This is a genomic window from Hymenobacter saemangeumensis, from assembly GCF_039541835.1.
Lineage (GTDB): Bacteria > Bacteroidota > Bacteroidia > Cytophagales > Hymenobacteraceae > Hymenobacter > Hymenobacter saemangeumensis.
On the sequence record NZ_BAABGZ010000077.1, the window covers coordinates 74,067 to 92,387 of the forward strand.

Below are 18,321 nucleotides of genomic sequence, written 5' to 3' on the forward strand. Positions count from 1 at the left end.
ATGGGAGGGAATAGTAGAGGCGGCAAAGGAAATCGGTAGCCGGCAATCACCCACGAAGGAGCTTGTAAGCGCCACGGCTTCGCCAGTCTGAAGAGGGGAGACGCCTACAGAAACAGCCGGAAGGTGCTGCCTTCGCCCACCGTGCTCTCCACTTCGAGCCGGCCGCCGTGGTTCTGCACCATACGGTTTACCAGGTAGAGGCCCATGCCCGAGCCTTCTACGTGGGTATGAAAGCGGCGGAACAGCTGAAACAGCTGGGGGCCGAAGCGCTCCATGTCGATGCCCAGGCCGTTGTCCGTCACGGTTAGTACGGGCCGGCCGGTGGCCGCATCGGGCCGGCAGGCTATCTGAATATGGGGCGGCCGGCCGGGAACGGCGTACTTAAGCGAGTTGCTGATGAGGTTGTACAGCAGGCTTTGCAGGTTGGGCCGCACCATGCGCAGGTTAGGAAAGGTGTCGAAGTCGAGCTCGAAGGTGGCGCCGAGCTGCTTCACCTGGTCGTGCACCGAGTTGATAACCTCGGCGGTAAGCGCTGCCAGCGGTACTTCTACGGCTTCCACTTCGCCCTGCTGGCGCTGGGCCTGCACAATGGCGCTCAGGTCTGCAATGGTGCCGTAAATCTGCTTCAGGGCCCGCTCGAAGTAGGTGATGAGCTTGATGGCGTCGGGGTCGCGGAAGTACGCCGTGCGGGTCAGCTCCTCGAAAATGCCGGCCATGTTGTTGATGGGCTGCTTGAGGTCGTGCGAGGCTGTGTACACGAAGTTGTCCAGGTCCTGGTTGGTGCGCAGCAGGGCAGCATTTTGCTGCTCCAGGCGCAGCTGCAGCTCGCGCATGGCGTGCACGTTGGTGTTGGTGCCAAACCAGCGAATAATCCGGCCGCTGTCGTCGCGGATGGGAATGGCCCGGGTCAGAAACCACTCGTACTCGCCGGTGTGCTTACGCAAGGGGGACGTCATTTCCCAGGGAATGCCACTTTCCAGGCATTGCTTCCAGCTGGCTACCACATGGCCCACATGGTCGATGTGGTGGACTTTTTCCCAGCCCCAGCCGTGCACTTCCTCCGGCGTGGTGCCCGTGTAGTCGTACCACCCCTGGTTGAACCAGGTGATAAAGCCGGTTTGGTCGGTCATCCAGGCCAGCTGCGGAATGGCGTTGGCCAACACCCGGAACTGGGCTTCGCTTTCGCGCAGGCGCTCCTGCAGCCCGTGCTGCTCGTGTACATCGGTGCTGGTGCCAAACCAGCGCAGCAGCTCGCCCTGCTCGTTGAAAAGGGGCACGCCCCGGTGCAAAAACCAGCGGTACTGTCCGTCGGCGCGGTTACGCATGCGGTTTTCAATGCCGAAAGGCTGGCCCGACGCCAGGCTCTCGGTGAAGCGCGCCACGGTGTAATCCCGGTCTTCGGGGAAGAGCACATCGCCCCAGCCCAGGTCCTGGGTTTGGGCCAGGTCCTGCCCTGTGTAGTCGACCCAGCGCTGGTTGACGAAGGCGACCTTGCCATCAGCTTCCACCGTCCACACCAGCTGGGGAATGCTTTCGGCCAGGAAGCGGAATTCTTCTTCGCGCCGCGCTAGCTGGCTGGTCAGCTCGTACTGCTCGTGAATTTCTACCGTGGCACCGCTGTAGCCGTCTACCTGCCCGTCGGTGCCCAGGGATGGCTGCACCTTGGTCTGGCACCAGCGGTACTCGCCATCGGCCCGGCGGATGCGGTAGAGCGCTTCCCAGGCGCTGCCCTCTGCCAGCGACTGCTGGAAGCGGACACCGGCCGGCAGGGCATCCTCGGGGTGCACGCTGGCCCACACTTGTTCCAGCGGCCCCTTCGGGTCGAGGCCGGTGTATTCGTAGAAGTAGGGGTTGAGGTAGGTAAGCTGCCCGGCGGTGGAATAGCTGAAAATAAACACCGGCACGGTGCGCGTCAGGGTGCGCAGCTGCTCATCGCGCCAGCGGAAGCCAGCCTGCAGCTCGGCGGCATGCTGCCGGGCCAGTACCTGCTCGGTTACGTCAACCATAAAGGCCAGCACCCCCGTTGTCTCGCCGTCGTTGCTGCGCAGGGGCTGATAGGTAAAGTCCAGGTAGGAGACCTGCCGCTGCTGGGTAGCCGGGTCAAGCAGCGCGATGGATATTTCTCGGCCTACAAACGGCTCGCCGCTGCGGTACACCTGGTCTAACAGCTTCAGAAATCCCTGCTCGGCTACTTCGGGCAGGCACTCGGCTACCGGGCTGCCCAGGCGGGCGCGCTGCCCCACCAGGGCATCGTAGCGGGAGTTGGTAAAGGCGTAGCGGTGTTCGGGCCCCTCCAAAGTCGCAATAAGGGCCGGGCTTTGGTTGAGAATCTGGCTGAGCTGCCGGTCTTTCTCTTCGAGCTGGTAGCGGGCTTCGCGCAGCTCATGAATGTCGGTGGTAGAGCCGTACCAGCGCAGCAGCTCCCCGGTGGCGGCATCTACTTCGGGCACGGAGCGCGTCAGGTGCCAGCGGTACTGGCCGTCGTGGCGGCGCAGGCGCAGCTCGCCCATCCAGGGGCGCTGGGCTTGTATGGCCGGGCCAAACGATTCCACCAGCCCGGGCAGGTCGTCGGGATGGATGGCGCGGGCCCACTCCGACAAATAGTCCACCCTGGCCGGGTCGGTTCCGGTGTAGTCGAACCACTGCGGCGACAGGTATTCGGTACGGGTCCCATCGGCCGCGCTGATGTAGCTGATAAGGGGTAGGCTTTCGGTCATGAGGCGGATGCGGCTGTCGCGGCGCTGCACCTGCTCCTGCAGCTCGGCTGTTCGCTGCCGGGCCTGCACTTGCGCGGTCATGTCCACGGCCACGCTCATCACCCCGTAGATAGTGCCGGCCCCATCGCGCAGGGCCTGGAAGGTAAAAGAAACAAACAGCTCGTGTACGCCAGCCGGGTCGTCGGCGCTGGTCAGCAGCACGGGCGCTTCCTGGGCGCTGTAGGTCTGGCCCGTGCGGTACACGTTGTCGAGCAGGGCCACAAAGCCCTGGCTTACTAATTCGGGCAGGCAGGCCGCCAGGGGCTGGCCCAGGCAGGCACGCTGGCCGGCCAGCTCATTGTAGCGGGCATTGAAGTAGGAAAAGCGGTGGTCTGGCCCAACCAGGGTAGCCACGCTCACCGGCATAAGGCCCAGAATCTGGCTGAGCTGCTGGTCTTTCTGCTCCAGCTGCAGCTGGGTTTCCTTGAAAGCCTGCACATCCAGGTTGGAGGCAAACCACTGCCGCAGGCGGCCGCTGGCCTGCGCATCAGCCTCCGGCTCGGGTATGCCTACGCTTACAAACCAGCAGTACTGCCCATCGTGGCGGCGCATGCGCAGCTCGTAGCGCCAGGGCAGCCCGGCGGCCAGGGCTGCGTTGTACTGGGCCTGCACGTGGGGCCGGTCGTCGGGGTGCACCAGCTCCGGCCAGCGGCCAACAACGTCGTCGGCGGGCGTAAGGCCGGTAAAGGCGTACCACTGCGGGCTCAGGTAAAGCAGGCTGCCGGTTTGGTCGATGATGAAGGTGTGGTTGGGCAGGCTTTCCGTCATGTGGCGCAGGCGCAGGTCGGCCGTGCGGGCCTCGGCCTGCAGGGCTTCGGCCTGGCGGTGCGCCTGTACCTGGCTGGTCACGTCGTGCGCAAAGGCCAGAATACCGGTGGGCTGGCCTTCGTCGCCATACAGCGGGTAATAGCCGAAGTTGAGAAAGCGCCGCTGCCGCTGCCCGGTGCCGGGCATGGCAAACTCCAGCTCCTGCTCGAAAGCCAGATGGGGCTGGCCGGTTTCATATACCCGGCGCAGCAGCGCTTCCAGGCCCTGCTCGGCCAGCTCGGGAGCGGCTTCGCGCAGGGTCTGGCCCACCTCGGCCCGGGGGCCGCCCAGCAGCTCGGCATGGTTGGGCGAGAGGTAGGAGAGGCGCAGCTCGGGCCCTTCGTAGGTGGCAATGTAGGTAGGCAGCTGGTCGAGAATGCGCCGCTGCTGGGCTTCTTTGGTTTGCAGCTGGCGCTGGCTTTCGGCGGTTACCTCGGCCATCTGCTTTTCAAACGACAGCCGGTCGGTTACATCAATGCCGGCCATGAGTACGCCCTCCACGCTGCCATCGGGTGCCCGCAGGGGTAGGGCCGTTGCATCGATGTACTGCGGCAGCGCATTGGCGGGCGCGGCCAGGGGCGTGGCCGGCACCCGGCCCAGGGGGCGGGTTTCGCCCGTGCGGTACACTTCATCGAACGCGGCCAGTGAATCAGGCGGGGGCGGGGGATTCAGCGAGGCGGCTTCGTGGCCAACGGCATTGGGGCCCAGGAAGTCGCGGGCGCTGGCCGACACGTAGCTGACCTCGTGGCGGGGGCCCCGCATCAGCACCAAGTGCAGGGGCAGCTGGTCGAGCTGGGCCAGCAGGCGGCTGTCGTGGTGGCGGCGCTGCTGCGTGCGGCGGGCTTCCTCGTGCTGGGCGTGGATGTCGGTGAAGGAGCCCAGCCACTGCGGCTCGCCGCTGCTGGCCTGGCGCTGGGGCAGGGCCCGGGCCAGGTGCCAGCGGTATTGCCCGCTCTGGCCCTGGCAGAGACGGAAGGTGCTTTCCCAATGGGTGCCGGTGCTCAGGCAGTGCTGCCACTGGGACGTCACGCTCTCCCGGTCGTGGGGGTGTATGGCGGAAAGCCAGCCGTGGCCATAGGTGGCAATAGGAGAAAGCCCCGTGTACTCGTACCACGACTGGTTGGCGTAGTTGACCAGCCCCTTGGCATTGGCCGTCCATAGCAGCTGGGGCAGGTCCTCGGTTAGCGTCACGAGCTGCTGTTGCTGGGCACTGGCCGCTACTGCCTGCACCCGCTCACTCACATCGAGCAGGTGCAGCAGCACGTAGCGCGGCTTAGACACAGAGTCAGGGTCGGCCGAGGCGCCGTGCACGGGCTGCAGCGTCACCTGCCAGAACCGGCGGGCGGGGCTGGCCACGCGTCCTGCCGGGGGCCGGGGCTGCAGCACCTGTAGCTTGCCGGCAAGGGCCTCGGCCAGCCCGGCAACGCAGCTCCGGGTGCCAGGCAGCACTGCGCCGGTAGCCAATGCCGTCTTGCGCAGTGCTTCTACTGGCTGCCCGGTCAGGTTGGCGGCATTGGGCAGCAGCACTGCCATTGCCTGGTTGAGCGCCAGCACCGTGCCTTGGGCATCTAGTACCGCACACGGAGCCGGCAGCACGCTGAAAAGCAGCTCATAGTCGGAAGCAGCAAGGGCGGGGGCAGGCATACGCGAGGTTAGCCAGACGGTGCGGGCTCGTGCTTTCAAAGATAGGCGCAGCAGCTTCACTATACTGGCCCCTCGCACAAAGCCCCGGCTGGGTGGGCCGGGGCTCTGGGCAGGAAGTAGCAGCACAATGCTTAAATAAGCGGCAGGGCAAGCCTTACAGCGGGTTTTTGAGCTCCTTGGCGAACAGCTTGCGTACGTGGTCGACCTTGCGCTGCGACACGTGGGCGATGTACGGCTCGTTGGGGTGCAGGCGCATGTAGCCCTGGTGGTAGTCTTCGGCGGGCCAGAATTCCTTGAATGGCGCCACCTGCGTCACCACCTTGCCGTTCCACTCGTTCGAGGCATTTACGCGGGCAATGGTGGCTTCCAGAATCTGCTTTTCCTCGGGGGTGCGGTAAAAAGCCGCCGAGCGGTACTCCGGCCCCACGTCGTTGCCCTGGCGGTTCAGCTGGGTAGGGTCGTGCGAAGCGCGGAAAAAGATGTCGGCCAGGGTCTGGTAGCTTACCACTTTGGGGTCGTAGTAGATGTTGACCGTCTCGGTGTGGCCCGTTTTCTGGCCGCACACCTGCTCGTAGGTGGGCCGGGGCACGGTGCCGCCGGCGTAGCCGCTCACCACCTGCTTCACGCCCCGTATTTCCTCGAAGGCTTCTTCCTGGGCCCAGAAGCAGCCCCCGGCAAAGGTGGCCTGGGCCAGGCCCGTAAGGTCGGCAGGGGCATAGCCGGCCGTGGAGCGTGGGTTAGTTTGCGCTTCTACGGGCTGGGGCGAGCCGCAGCCTACCAGCAAGGAGGCGAGCAGAAGCAGCCCGGCAGTGGAGTGCATGATGTTTTTCATGAGAGGTAAACAACTTAAGAACAACATTGATTCGGTCAGACAGACGCTGCCGGCTTATTTCCTTACATTGTCCATAACGCATTGGTTCGTAAGCGGCAGGCGCGTAAAGCGTACGAAAAAGGCAGGGGTGCGGACTTCGTCCAGTCACTGGGCGGGTAAATAATGAGCGACCAAAGCCAAAAATTATGAGCTCTTGTGCAACATTCTCTACGGGCTTCCCGTAGGCCCGGCATCTTCCCCCACGCTGCCCGGCATGTCGCTGCAAACCTTACTCGAAGAGCCTCACATTACCATCTCCTACGACCACCTCGACGAATGGATTTTTGCGGACTGGCACGGCGAACAGAACCTGGCCAGTGTGCAGCACGGCGCCCTGGAGATGCTGCGCCACCTGCGCCTGCAGCATTGCCGCAAAATCCTGAACGACAATACCAAGGTGACCAGCCTGTGGAGTGAGGCCGCGGAGTGGGGCGGCAAGGTGTGGTTTCCGATGGTGGCCGCCGCGGGGCTGGAATACTTTGCCTGGGTGTACTCGCCCAATCACTACAGCCGCCTCTCTACCGACCTGACCATACAGTACACGGCAGGAACCCCGGTGATAGCCACCTTCGATGACCTTTCTACCGCCATGGCCTGGCTGCGGCAGATGTAACTATTTCAGCCTGCTCCAGCCCTTATGCGCTTGGCAGCAGTCGTTTTTTAATTCCCCATGGCTCAACGCATTCTTCACGAGGACCCTACCATTCAGATTGCCTACGACTATACTCACGACTGGCTGTACGTAGACTGGATAGGCGACCAGAACTTCGACTCCGTGAAGACCGGCTGCCTGCGCATGCTGGATTTTCTGCAGCAGGAGCGCTGCACCAAGGTGTTGAACGACAACCGCCGGGTTACCAGCTTGTGGAGCGACGCCTCGGAGTGGGGCGGCAAGGTGTGGTTTCCGATGATGGCCACTGCGGGGCTGGAATACTTTGCCTGGGTGTACTCGCCCAATCATTACAGCCGCCTCTCTACCGACCTGATGGTAGAGCACACCATGCGCCCCCTGGTCATCACCTTCGACAATATTGATACGGCCAAGGCCTGGCTTGGGCAGATGTAGCCCCGAAACCGGCCGAAGCCCGGCTGCGCAGCGTGCAGTAAGCCGCCGCGCAGCCGGGCTTCTTATTTACTCTTGGGAGCCTGCCCGCAGCCGGTGGTGGAAACGTTGCTCAGCAGCAGGTGCGGAATATTGGTTTTCACGCCGTCGTTGGCAAAGCAGCACAGGCCGTTCCACTGGCGGTCGGGGTCGTTTACGTAGGTGAAGTACAGGCGCTGGCCCACGGCGGGGTAAGGCAGGCTAGCCAGGGCGTCGCCGTTGACGACGGCAATTACGTTGCGGCCGAGTAGGGTGTCGGGGCGCCCGTGGCGGGGCAGCACGGCATTGCCACCAATGCGGTAGCGCGGGTCTACGTCAATCAGCAGGCCATCCATGCAGGTGCTGCCTACCACGGTGCCGGACAGGCATTCCGGCGTGGGGTCGCAGCCAGACTCGCAGCCCGGCAGGGTGCAGGCCGCCAGCAGCAGAGCGGCGGGAAGAAGCTTGCGCATCATCTTGGAAAGGAGAAAAAAGGTGTAACCATCGGTGTATTCAGCGCCTTGACCGGCAGCCGAGACCTGTGGTTGCACCATGTTCGCCCTGGCGCGGCCGGGCTGGCTTTTTCCTTCGGGCAGGAGGAAAGCTGGCGGCCTGGCGCCCAACAATCAGTCTACACAATGGCCTTGTCCTCTTTGTCGGCCACTTCCAGGGGCTTGCGAATCCGGCCGATGATGTAGCGCAGGCCCTTTTCGTGGCTGAGGTAAGTCCAGGCCCAGTTCAGCAGCACCATGATGCGGTTGCGGAAGCCCACCAGCGACAGCACGTGCACCACGCCCCAGGCAAACCAGGCCGGGAAGCCCTGCAGGCGCAGTTCGCGGCCCAGCAGCTTCACGTCGGCCACGGCGTGGTTGCGGCCGATGGTGGCCATGGCGCCTTTGTCGTGGTACACAAACGGCTGGGGAGGCTGCCCGGCCAGCAGGCGCTGCAGGTTGCGGCCCAGCAGCTGGCCCTGCTGCAGGGCCGGCTGCGCCACCATGGGGTGGCCGTCGGGGTGCTCGGGGCTGCGCATGGCGGCAATGTCGCCGATGGCAAAGATGTTGGCGTAGCCCTGCACGCGGTTTATCTCGTCGACGGCGTAGCGCCTGCCGGGCAGCAGGCACTCGGGAGCCAGCCCGGCAATGGGGGCCCCCGTCACGCCTGCGGCCCAGATTAAGGTACGGGTGATAAGCTGCTGCCCGGTGCTGAGCGTCACGGTGTAGCCGTCGTACGACTTCACCCGGGCATCGAGCCACACCTGCACGCCAAACTTGCGCAAGGACTCCAGGGCCTGCTGCGAGGCATTGGCCGACATGCCCTTGAGCAGCACCGGGCCGCTTTGAATCAGGTGAATGTCCATCTCCTTGAAGTCCAGCTCGCGGTAGTCGCGGGGGAAGACGTGCTGGCGCAGCTCCGACAGGGCGCCGGCAATTTCCACGCCCGTGGGCCCGCCGCCCACGATGACAAAATCGAGCAGGCTGTTGATTTGCTCGGAGTCGCCGAGCTGCAGGGCCTGCTCGAAGTTCGACAGCACCGTGTTGCGCAGCTCGATGGCGTCGTCGATGCTTTTCAGGGCAATGGCGTGGCGCTGCATGCGGGCGTCGCCAAAGAAGTTGGTTTCGGCGCCGGTGGCCAGCACCAGGTAGTCGTAGCGCAGCAGGCCGATGGACGTTTCCACTACCTGGGCCGCGGTATCTACCGCCTGCGCCTCCGCCAGGCGAAAGTAGAAGTTGTCCTGCTCCCCCAGAATTTTGCGAAACGGCGACACGATGGAGTCCGCCTCCAGGCTGGCCGTGGCCACCTGGTAGAGCAAAGGCTGAAAGGTGTGGTAGTTGTGCTTGTCGAGCAGCACCACCTGCACCGGCGCGTCGCGCAGGGCCTTGGCCAGCTCCAGGCCCGCAAAGCCCCCGCCCACAATCACCACGCGGGGCTTGCCGAGGTCGTCAATTTTGGTAAGCCCTTCCATAGGGAAACAACGAAGAAAATGAAGCCTGACCGGCAGGCTGGTTACTTTTGAGCGGCTGCCGCTGCAGCCCACTGCCCTTTTTATTTCTTTGCCCGCGCTCAAAGAGCCCGCCTGTATGGTTGACCGTTCGCAAGCTACCTGGATTTGCTTTTCCCGCTTACTGCTGGCGGGGGCTTTAAGTTGGGGCCTGGGGCCGATGGCCGCTGCGCAGTCCTTGCCCGTGCTCGACCAGAACCCGCCGGGCCTGCGCTGGCAGCAGGTGCGCACGCCCCACTTCCGGGTGCTGTACCCGGCCGGGCTCGACTCGGCGGCACAGCGCACGGTGGGGCGGCTGGAGCAGCTGCACGGGCCGGGCACGGCCACGCTGGGCGTGCAGGCTCCCCCCATTGCCGTGGTGCTGCAGGCCCACACCACCGTCAGCAATGGCTTTGTAACGTTTCTGCCGCGGCACTCCGAGTTTTTCATCAACCCCCAGCAGGGCATGGGCCTGGGCACGGTGGACTGGCTCGACGGACTGGCCGTGCACGAGTTTCGCCACGTGGGGCAGTTCGACAAAGCCCGGCAGGGCGTGGGGCGGGTGCTGCGCCCCCTGTTCGGCGACGGCGCCCTGGGCATCGCGGCGGTGGGCGTGCCCCAGTGGTTTTTTGAGGGCGACGCCGTGGGCACCGAGACGGCCCTCACGCGCAGCGGCCGCGGCCGCATTCCCAGCTTCAGCGTGGAGCTGCGGGCCAACCTGCTGGCCGGCCGCCTCTACCGCTACCCGAAAGCCGTGAATGGCTCCCTGCGCGACAACGTGCCCGACTGGTACGAGCTGGGCTATTTCCTGACCTCGTACCTGAAAGTGCACCGCGGGCCAGATGCCTGGGCCAAAGTGCTGGACCGGTACTACCGGTTTCCTTTTTATCCGTTTTCCTTTTCCAACAGCATCCGGCGCACCACGGGCCTGCGGGTAGAGCAGCTCTACGCCCGCAGCATGCAGGAGCTGGACTCGGCCTGGCGCGCCCAGCAGCGGGCGCTGCCGCCCATTACGGCGGTAAGCGAGCTGCCGGTGCGGGAATCGGAAAAGGTATTTACCCAGTACCAATACCCGCAATATGTGAACGACAGCACCGTGCTGGCCCTGAAAAGCGGGCGCGGCCACATCCCCCAGCTGGTGCTGCTCCACCGCCGGGGCCCCGAAAAAAAGGTGTTCGTGGTCGGGCTGCTCAACCTGCCCGAGATGCTGTCGGTGGCCGCGGGCAAGGTGGTATGGCCCGAATTTCGGGAGCACCCCCGCTGGGGACAGCGCGTGTACTCGGAGCTGAAGGTGCTGGACCTGGCCAATGGCCAGGTGCGCCGTATTGCGCAGGGCACACGCTACGCGGCAGCTGCGCTGTCGCCCGACGGGCAGCGGCTGGTGGCGGTGCAAACCGACGTAAGCTACCGGCACTCGCTGGTGCTGCTGAATGCCAGTACCGGCCAGGTAGAGCAGGTGCTGCCCAACCCGGCCAACGACCTGTACCAGCAGCCCCGCTGGACGGCCGACGGCCGCATCGTGGCCGTGACCCTGGGTGCCGCCGGCAAAACCATTGTCGTCGTCGACCCCACTGCCGGCAGCCGCCAGGCCCTGCTGCCGGTCGCCAACGTAAACCTGACCAACCCCCAGCCCTGGGGCGATTATGTGCTCTACAACTCGCCGCAGAACGGCGTCGACAACATTTACGCCGTGAGCAGGAGCACCGGGCAGACGTACCGGGTAACCAGCCGGCCGCTGGGGGCCTACCAGGCCGCCGTGTCGCCGGATGGCAAGCGGCTGGCCTTTCACGACTACCGCGCCACCGGCGCCCGGGTAGTGGAGATGCCCCTGGACCCGGCCACCTGGGAAGCCATTCCCGCGGCTACGGCCGAGGCCCCGGCCATCTATGCCGGGCAGCTTACAGCCCAGGAGCCCGGCGGGCAGGCCGTGGCGCGGCTGCTGGCTGCGCCCGACTCGGCCCGCCCGCAGTACCCGGTGGGCCGCTACTCGCCCCTGGCCCACGCCTTCAACGTGTTTAGCTGGGGCCTGGTGCAAAGCCCGGGCGGTGATGCCGTTACCCTGGGCGTGCGCTCCCAGGACCTGCTGAGCACCACCCAGGCCCTTGTCGGGCTGAGCTACGACCAAACCGAGCGCACCCTGAGCGGCGTGGGGGCCCTGAGCTACCAGGGCCTGCCGCTGGTGCTGGATGTGGAAGGCAGCTACGGCGGGCGCGACGCGGCCCTGCCCGTGGCCGGGCAGCTTGTGCGCGACCAGTGGCGCTACGCCCGGCTCCGGGCCGGTGCCCGGCTGCCGCTCACGCTTACCCGCTCGAAGTTTCTGCAGGGTCTCACCCTGGGCAGCTACTACCTCAACGAGCAGGTATTCGACTACGACCTGCCGGTGCGGCGGCGCAGCGAGGTAGGGCCCACCACGCCCCTGCACGCCGTTCAGACTTCGCTGGGCTACGTGGCCCAGCTCCGGCAGAGCGCGCGCGACGTGGCCCCGCGTGGGGGCGGTAGCCTGCTGGCTACCTGGCGCACCACCCCGTTCAATACCCGGCTGCAGGCCACGCAGCTGGGGGCACAGGGCAGCGTGTTCTTGCCGGGCCTGGGGCGGCACCATGCCCTGCGGCTGCGGGCCGGCTACCAGTGGCAGGACCAGGCCATGTACCAGTTTTCATCGGCCATCTCCTTCCCCCGGGGCGAGGGCTATATCAGCTTCGACCAGCTGCAGACGTCCAGCATCGACTACTACCTGCCCCTGGCTTACACGCACTGGACGCTGGGCCGCTGGCTGTACGTGCAGCGCCTGCGGGCTACTGCCTTCGCCGACATAGCCCAGGGCCAGGTGCGGGTGCAGCAAGGCGTGGCCACTATCAACTACCGCAACGTGGGGCTTGATGTATCGGCGCTGTTTAATGTGCTGCGGCTGCGCACGCCCCTGGAAGGCGGGGTTCGGGTAGTGTATAGCAATAACTTACAGCGCTGGGTAGTTGAGCCGCTGGCCTTCAGCATCCGGCTGTAGACTGTGGACGGCAAGTGCCCACTACCTGCTTGCTTGAAAAAGAACTACGTGTCGCCTGTGATTAACTGTGGCCAATCTGCTACCTTTACCCCTGCCAACTCCAGGCGTACAGGGCAATGAAAAGGGAAATCAACAACGCTTTTGGCAAGACCTTTCTAACCATTGAGTACGATACGCAGCACCATTTTGTGTATAACAACTGGCTGGGCTATCAGACTCGGGAAAGTATTGTAACGGGGGCCAACATCTGCATCGACGTGCTGACACAGCACCGCTGCCCCTACCTGCTGAACGACAACCGCATGGTGACCGGCCCCTGGGACCACGCCGTGGATTGGATTGCCAACGACTGGACGCCCCGGGCCATTGCCATAGGGCTCACGCACTTTGCCCACGTCGTCAGCCCCGAATCCTTCGCCGCACTATCGGCCGAAATGATGCATTCGAGCGTAGGCGACTCGTTTCAGATGCGCATTTTTGGTAGCATGCCGGAAGCCAAAGCCTGGCTGTACCAGGCCCAGCAGGTGATGGCATAAAAGGCCGCCTGCCCACGAAGAAAGAAAAAACCGCACCTCAAAGAAGTGCGGTTTTTTAGTTGGAGGGTGGAAAAGGGGAAAGTGCTTTCGCTAATGAGGCCCCGGCTCGGGCAGCGCGGTAGAGTGGGCAAAGGCGCTTGCAGTTAGCCGGCTGCTTCCAGCAGCTTATAAGTTGAGCTGTGCTTTGTAAAATTCTGAAAGGGAGGTGTTAAATGTTGAGCCGGCAGGGCTGCACTTCAACTTTTAACTCTTCACTTTTTACTCAGTGCAGGAATCTGAAACCCGCTATAGGTTAGCGGGGAGCACTTCCAGGGCAGGCGGTGCTGGCGATGTTACCCAGCAGCAGGTGCGGCACCGGCAGCGGCACCGTGTTGGTGGGGCAGGCGCGGTTGGGGTACTGCTGGTTGGGGTCGTTGCGGTAGCTAAACCACACTCGTTGACCAACCCGATTTAGGTTGCCCAGGTCAGCAAAATTGACGGCAGCAATGACGTTATTACCATAGCCGCTGGCGGGCCGGCCGATGGCATGCCGGGCATCGACTTCAATCAGGATGCCGTCCATGCAGGCGTCGCCGACTACCACGCCGGAGTAGCATTCGGGCTGCTGGGGTTTGGGGTCGTTGCACTTGCGGTGGCAGCTGCTGGCCGACAGCAGCAATGCCGCTGTGCCAAGGGTAAGGAGGTTTCGCATGGGGATAATGGAAATGGAGCTGAGGGGGTTTCCGGGGACTGACCGGCAGGAGCCGCCGCGGGTTGCAGCCGGCATAAAAAAGCCTGCCGGGCCACAGGGGCCAGACAGGCTCTTATCAACAGTAAAATAGGATACTACTTTTCTACGTGCTGAAACACCAGGCGCGGTATGGGCTACTCGCCATCGTAGAGGCTGCCAAGCGAAACCAGTCAATACACTTGACCTTATGCGAAGATAACTTACATGTGTTTATAATTTAATAAAGTGAATATTCGATATTAAAATTTATAAAACAGTTTAGAAGGTTAAAGCAGTAATAGTTTTGTTCATTCACGTTTTTTCACTTTCTTTCAGGAAAATCAATTTATTTCTTAACCGTATGGCACATTCACAGCCCAATAGGAAAAAAATCAAAGAAATCGTGCAAGGGCTAGATGAAAAAAGCCTTAGGGGTCTTCTTGTGCATTTATTTGAAAAAATAGGATTCAGTGATGTCTTTGAAAGCCATGGGCAGCAGGAGCTTGGAAAAGACATAGTTTTTACTGAGACAAATAAACTTGGGAAATTATCTTGGTATGCTTGCGTTGTGAAGGCAAAGAATATCAATCAAGGAGATTACGAAACCGTAGTGAGACAAATTAGTGAGTGCTACAGAAGCAAGTATCCATCCTCTAAATATGGACGAGTGAATATTGATAATGTTATTGTTATTACCAATGGCGTCTATAAAGAGAATGCGAAGGTCCAAATAGCCGATATGATAAGTGAAAAAGCCAGTACAACAACGTATTGGCAGCTGGGTGATATTGTTGAAGAGCTCATAAAGAACGATTTAATATATCTTGTTACAGGCGAAGGTGATGTAAACTTAGCCAAATACAACCACCACTTAATGGCTCGATTAAGCTCAGACTCCAGTATTAAAATGTTGGAATCCGATTTTGATGTTAAAATTGATTCTATAGACAGCTTCCAAATAACAGTTAGAGCAAGAACCAAAGATTTTTTGAAAGAACGAGAAGAGTATTTTTCTACTAAAAACTTAAAAGCAGTAAAAATACCAATTAATTTTCTACCTGATATTGACAAGATAATTGAATCAAAAAAATTCATCCTTTTACATGGTATTGCAACTTCTGGCAAAAGCACCATTCTTAAAAAGGTTGGAAAAGATATGCTAAAAAAAGACGAGAATTCTTATGTTTTCTTCGTTGAATTAAATAGCATATATTCTCAGTATTATGCAAGTATTATCGACGTTATTTCAAAGCAGTACCTAGACGCAACGGGCTCTGCACTAAACATGAGTGCAGATGGTAAAAGGATATTAATACTTCTTGATGGCCTTGATGAAGTGCCAGGTATTAGTATTAGGGAGCAGTTGCTAGCCGAACTCGAAGGTATAAGGTCGAATTCTAATATACAGGTAGTAATGACTTCTCGTAGCAATGACTTTATTGCCGATAATAGAGTTATTGCTACGTTGTTCGATAAGTATGAGCTGGCACCACTAAACATTAATGAGATGGTGGCCTTGGGTTCAAAAATTATTAACAATGAGACAAAGACAAGTGACTTTATTAAGCTAGTAAAGAAATCAGAGCTTATAAAGTCTTTTCCAAAAACTCCGTTAACCACTATACTTCTGGCTATTCTTTTTAAAGAAGATAAAATTGATGTAAAGGAACTGCCTAAAAATATTACTGAGCTTTACAATAAATTTATCGATGTTTTTCTTAATAAATGGGATAGAAATAAGGGGGTTTCAGAGCAGTATAAAATTAAGCAGAAGGAATTTATTCTGCAGAAGATTGCTGAGCATATGCATCTCGCCAATATGATTAAAATTGATGAGGCGGAGCTTGTGATGTTGCTAAATTCACTTGTGCAAAAACACCCTGTGGATGGTCTGGTTGATGCTAAAAGCTTTCTCGAAACGATTTGTCAGAGGTCGAATATTTTTTTGAGGGACTCTGAAGACGAGTCATTCCGTTTTTTTCACATTACAATACAGGAATACTTGTCTTCATCGATAATTGGGCGAGATAATGAAAAATTTCTTGTTGACCATTTCTTAGACGATTGGTGGCTTAATCCTAATATTTTTTATGCTGGTTCTACTCCATACCAGTCTAATGTACTAAAGCAGGTCGCTCAATTCAAGATTTTACCAGTAGACGCTGATGGACAATTCGCTTTTATAATACATGCATCCAAAGTACTTCAGGCTGCACATCTATTGCCTAAAGATGAAAGGACGAATGTTCTTAAGTCTATGATATATATATTTGACAAGTTACAGAGGGCTACCCTACAGGAGGTAATTAACGCAACTGATATACGTTTTCAAAATAAGACTATGCTAGATATGGTCTTATGGGCTAGGAAATTATTTATGGAGTTCTTCAGCTCTAAGCAATTTGAGGAATCTCTTACAGAGATTCATGAGCAAATTCTTTCGGAAAGCGCAGGTAAGCATGAACTGACCGATATTACTGTATATTGTATTTCTCTGGTTTTGTCAATAAATCAAAAATCAGACGGCCCCCTAATGAATTTTTACTTTAAGTTTCCACATATCAATTCGCGTTGGTCAAGAATAATTGATGTTGATATTAACATAAAGAAACTTAAAGTCAATAACGAGAAAAAAAGGCTCTTATTAAAGGCAAAGCGGGCAAAAAACAAAGAGTATATTAATAGCCAATTTAAGGACCGCCTGAAGCATCACCTTAATAGTATTACAGGATTTGATTGAGTTTTACCCTATAACCATCTTGTTTACTATGCGTGAGAAGCATTTTAATATATAAATTATTAAAATTTTTTACTTATCCACGCGCTGAAACAGCAGCCGCGGCGTGGGCTGCTCGCCGTCGTACAGGCGCAGCTCCTCGCCGCTGATTTCGTAGCGCGCGGTGCGGGCCAGGTTTTCCAGAAAGCGGGCTTCAATCTCCAGGGCCGGGCAGGCCATGCGGGTAGCAATCTGAGGGCTGAGCTGCAGCTCCTGCGGAGTGGCACTGAGTGTATAGCGCCCGCTGAACTTGTTGCAGGGCCCCTGGCCCACGGTACAGTGGCCCAAGTCCACGAATTCGAGGTAGGACTTGGTGGTTTCGGAGTAGCTGCTCAGCGCCAGCGGGAAGTCATCGACCTGCCGCAGCTGCCAGCGGTAAGCCAGCAGGGTGGAGTCGGTGGGGGAGGCGTCCTCCTTTTCGCAGCCGCTCAGGGTGAGGGCTGTCAGCAGCGCCAGGGGCAGCAGGGATGGGAAACGCATGGAGAAATGGCGAAGGACTGTGCAATAGTAACGAAAAATCAGCCGTGCGCTATATCCCCAAGGCCGCTGGCCTGGAAAGCTCGCCTGCCGAATTATTTCTCGGTCTTGGCTGTTGCAGGCACACTTCCACCCTTGCCTGCCCTCCTATGAAAGTATTCGCGCTGAGTTTCCTTCTTGTTGGCAGCAGCCTGTTGGGCGCGGCCGTACCCGCCGCCAACACGCCCACCGCCACGGCTTCGGTCACGGTCGTCGTCTCCTCGCTGGCCTCGCCCCATTCCACCGTAAAGCTGTATTTCTACAACAAGCCCAGCGGCTTTCTCAAGGCCAAGCAGTACACTTTTATGAAGGCCGTAAACCCCGGGGGGCAGCACGAGATTGCGCTGCCCGTGGAGCTCACGCCCGGCGACTGGGCCGTGGCCATTACCCAGGACCTCAACAACAACGACAAGCTCGACAAGAACTTCATCGGCATTCCCACCGAGCCTTTTGCCTTTTCGAACAACGTGCGGCCCACCGTGGCGCCGCCTAATTTCGACGAGTGCAAATTCCGGGTGGAGGGGCACGGCAAGGTGGTGTCCATTAAGCTGAAGTAGATTTCTGGCCTCTTTGGCCTCGTCTGCTTTGGCAAGGTGGCGGCAGCGGTAGTATGTTGCGAAGGAAATGTTTCACCGCAACCAAGCCGCAGCATGGGCCTCTTCGATTTTATTCGCAACGAGCTGATTGAGGTTATCGACTGGGTCGATAATACCTCGGATACGGTTATCTGGAAGTTTCCCGACCAGGAGAACAACATCAAGCAGGGCGCCCAGCTTACCGTGCGCGACTCGCAGGTGGCCGTGCTTTTCGACCAGGGGCGCATTGCCGACGTGTTTGGGCCCGGCCGCCACGTGCTTACTACCGCCAACCTGCCCATTCTCACCACCCTGCGCGGCTGGAAGTACGGCTTTGAGTCGCCCTTCAAGGTCGACGTCTACTTTGTGTCGACCAAGCAGTTTACCAACCTGAAGTGGGGCACGCCCAACCCGGTTATCCTGCGCGACCCCGAGTTCAAGCAGGTGCGCGTGCGGGCCTTCGGCACTTTTGCCCTGCGCGTGACGGAAGCCGCGAAGTTCCTGAAGGAGTTTGCCGGCACGCAGGCCCAGGTGCGCATCGCCGATGTGGAGGGGCAGCTGCGCTCGGCCATCGTCAATAAGTTTTCGGATACCCTGGCCGAAGCCAATGTGTCGGTGCTCGACCTGGCCCGCAACTACCAGGAGCTGGGCGAGCGGCTGCGCCCCCTGCTGCAGGACGACTTCGGCGCCTACGGCCTGGAGCTGACGCGCTTCTACCTGGAAAATGCCAGCCTGCCGCCCGAGGTGGAGGCTTTCCTCGACAAGACCACGCAGATAAACATGACCGGCGACATGGCCCGCTTCCAGCAGTTTCAGGCCGGCATGGCCCTGGAGAAAGCGGCCGGCCAGGAAGGCGGCATTGGCGGCGCCGCCGTGCTGCTGGGTGGCCTGGGCAACATGATGGGCAGCGCGGCCGCTCCGGCACCCGCGCCAGCTCCCGCGGCCGGCCCCAGCCGGGAAGAAACCATGAAGCTGCTGCGCGAGCTGGGCCAGCTCAAGGCCGAGGGCATTTTGACGGAAGCCGAGTTCGACGCGAAAAAAGCCGAGCTGCTGGCTCGCCTCTAAGCC

13 protein-coding genes are annotated in these 18,321 nt (G+C 59.7%); 7 read left to right on the forward strand and 6 right to left on the reverse strand.

Translation table 11 applies throughout. The features are described 5' to 3' along the window. Positions 1–104: 104 nt before the first annotated feature. Both ABD919_RS19830 and msrA read right to left on the reverse strand, forming a co-directional pair. Positions 105–5,207, reverse strand: a complete 5,103-nt coding sequence (locus tag ABD919_RS19830) for a PAS domain-containing protein (RefSeq protein ID WP_345237806.1) — start codon at positions 5,205–5,207, stop codon at positions 105–107. 154 nt (positions 5,208–5,361) lie between these two features. Beyond that, positions 5,362–6,039: a peptide-methionine (S)-S-oxide reductase MsrA gene (gene msrA, locus ABD919_RS19835; RefSeq protein WP_345237807.1), complete on the reverse strand. Its 678-nt coding sequence runs from the start codon at positions 6,037–6,039 to the stop codon at positions 5,362–5,364. Between the two features lie 193 nt (positions 6,040–6,232). Here msrA and ABD919_RS19840 point away from each other — a divergent pair, with 193 nt between their 5' ends. Both ABD919_RS19840 and ABD919_RS19845 read left to right on the forward strand, forming a co-directional pair. After that, positions 6,233–6,691, forward strand: a complete 459-nt coding sequence (locus ABD919_RS19840) for a hypothetical protein (RefSeq protein ID WP_345237808.1) — start codon at positions 6,233–6,235, stop codon at positions 6,689–6,691. Positions 6,692–6,748: 57 nt separating this feature from the next. Continuing rightward, positions 6,749–7,144: a hypothetical protein gene (locus ABD919_RS19845; RefSeq protein ID WP_345237809.1), complete on the forward strand. Its 396-nt coding sequence runs from the start codon at positions 6,749–6,751 to the stop codon at positions 7,142–7,144. A 62-nt stretch (positions 7,145–7,206) separates the two neighbouring features. On the opposite strand, the gene ABD919_RS19850 is transcribed toward ABD919_RS19845, so the two are convergent. Beyond that, positions 7,207–7,632, reverse strand: a complete 426-nt coding sequence (locus tag ABD919_RS19850; protein ID WP_345237810.1) for a hypothetical protein — start codon at positions 7,630–7,632, stop codon at positions 7,207–7,209. Positions 7,633–7,790: 158 nt separating this feature from the next. Next, on the reverse strand, positions 7,791–9,122 hold the full coding sequence (locus ABD919_RS19855; protein ID WP_345237811.1) for an NAD(P)/FAD-dependent oxidoreductase: 1,332 nt from the start codon (positions 9,120–9,122) through the stop codon (positions 7,791–7,793). 115 nt (positions 9,123–9,237) lie between these two features. Between ABD919_RS19855 and ABD919_RS19860 the strand changes: the two genes are divergently transcribed. Together ABD919_RS19860 and ABD919_RS19865 are read left to right on the forward strand one after the other, a co-directional pair. Beyond that, entirely contained in the window at positions 9,238–12,141 is a 2,904-nt protein-coding gene (locus ABD919_RS19860; protein WP_345237812.1) for a TolB family protein, read from the forward strand. Between the two features lie 116 nt (positions 12,142–12,257). Further along, positions 12,258–12,677, forward strand: a complete 420-nt coding sequence (locus ABD919_RS19865) for a hypothetical protein (protein WP_345237813.1) — start codon at positions 12,258–12,260, stop codon at positions 12,675–12,677. 292 nt (positions 12,678–12,969) lie between these two features. On the opposite strand, the gene ABD919_RS19870 is transcribed toward ABD919_RS19865, so the two are convergent. After that, positions 12,970–13,368: a hypothetical protein gene (locus tag ABD919_RS19870; RefSeq protein WP_345237814.1), complete on the reverse strand. Its 399-nt coding sequence runs from the start codon at positions 13,366–13,368 to the stop codon at positions 12,970–12,972. Between the two features lie 379 nt (positions 13,369–13,747). Here ABD919_RS19870 and ABD919_RS19875 point away from each other — a divergent pair, with 379 nt between their 5' ends. Beyond that, a complete protein-coding gene (locus ABD919_RS19875) occupies positions 13,748–16,126 on the forward strand; it encodes an NACHT domain-containing protein (RefSeq protein ID WP_345237815.1) in 2,379 nt (792 codons plus the stop codon). A gap of 69 nt (positions 16,127–16,195) precedes the next feature. Here ABD919_RS19875 and ABD919_RS19880 read toward each other — a convergent pair whose 3' ends face one another. Further along, positions 16,196–16,642 (reverse strand): META domain-containing protein, encoded by a 447-nt coding sequence (locus tag ABD919_RS19880; protein WP_345237816.1) that lies wholly within the window; start codon positions 16,640–16,642, stop codon positions 16,196–16,198. 146 nt (positions 16,643–16,788) lie between these two features. On the opposite strand from ABD919_RS19880, the gene ABD919_RS19885 reads away from it, so the two are divergent. Together ABD919_RS19885 and ABD919_RS19890 are read left to right on the forward strand one after the other, a co-directional pair. Continuing rightward, the gene (locus ABD919_RS19885; RefSeq protein WP_345237817.1) at positions 16,789–17,235 is read left to right on the forward strand and encodes a DUF2141 domain-containing protein; all 447 of its coding nucleotides are present in this window, start codon (positions 16,789–16,791) and stop codon (positions 17,233–17,235) included. A gap of 93 nt (positions 17,236–17,328) precedes the next feature. After that, positions 17,329–18,318: an SPFH domain-containing protein gene (locus tag ABD919_RS19890; RefSeq protein WP_345237818.1), complete on the forward strand. Its 990-nt coding sequence runs from the start codon at positions 17,329–17,331 to the stop codon at positions 18,316–18,318. Positions 18,319–18,321: the final 3 nt, after the last annotated feature.

What these genes read in the sequence shown, in the direction of transcription:
- ABD919_RS19865 (WP_345237813.1), top strand. Translation starts at nt 12,258, where the DNA reads ATGAAAAGGGAAATCAACAACGCTTTTGGCAAGACCTTTCTAACCATT.
- ABD919_RS19875 (WP_345237815.1), top strand. Translation starts at nt 13,748, where the DNA reads ATGGCACATTCACAGCCCAATAGGAAAAAAATCAAAGAAATCGTGCAA.
- msrA (WP_345237807.1), bottom strand. Translation starts at nt 6,039, where the DNA reads ATGAAAAACATCATGCACTCCACTGCCGGGCTGCTTCTGCTCGCCTCC.
- ABD919_RS19890 (WP_345237818.1), top strand. Translation starts at nt 17,329, where the DNA reads ATGGGCCTCTTCGATTTTATTCGCAACGAGCTGATTGAGGTTATCGAC.
- ABD919_RS19830 (WP_345237806.1), bottom strand. Translation starts at nt 5,207, where the DNA reads ATGCCTGCCCCCGCCCTTGCTGCTTCCGACTATGAGCTGCTTTTCAGC.
- ABD919_RS19850 (WP_345237810.1), bottom strand. Translation starts at nt 7,632, where the DNA reads ATGCGCAAGCTTCTTCCCGCCGCTCTGCTGCTGGCGGCCTGCACCCTG.
- ABD919_RS19855 (WP_345237811.1), bottom strand. Translation starts at nt 9,122, where the DNA reads ATGGAAGGGCTTACCAAAATTGACGACCTCGGCAAGCCCCGCGTGGTG.
- ABD919_RS19860 (WP_345237812.1), top strand. Translation starts at nt 9,238, where the DNA reads ATGGTTGACCGTTCGCAAGCTACCTGGATTTGCTTTTCCCGCTTACTG.
- ABD919_RS19885 (WP_345237817.1), top strand. Translation starts at nt 16,789, where the DNA reads ATGAAAGTATTCGCGCTGAGTTTCCTTCTTGTTGGCAGCAGCCTGTTG.
- ABD919_RS19880 (WP_345237816.1), bottom strand. Translation starts at nt 16,642, where the DNA reads ATGCGTTTCCCATCCCTGCTGCCCCTGGCGCTGCTGACAGCCCTCACC.
- ABD919_RS19845 (WP_345237809.1), top strand. Translation starts at nt 6,749, where the DNA reads ATGGCTCAACGCATTCTTCACGAGGACCCTACCATTCAGATTGCCTAC.
- ABD919_RS19870 (WP_345237814.1), bottom strand. Translation starts at nt 13,368, where the DNA reads ATGCGAAACCTCCTTACCCTTGGCACAGCGGCATTGCTGCTGTCGGCC.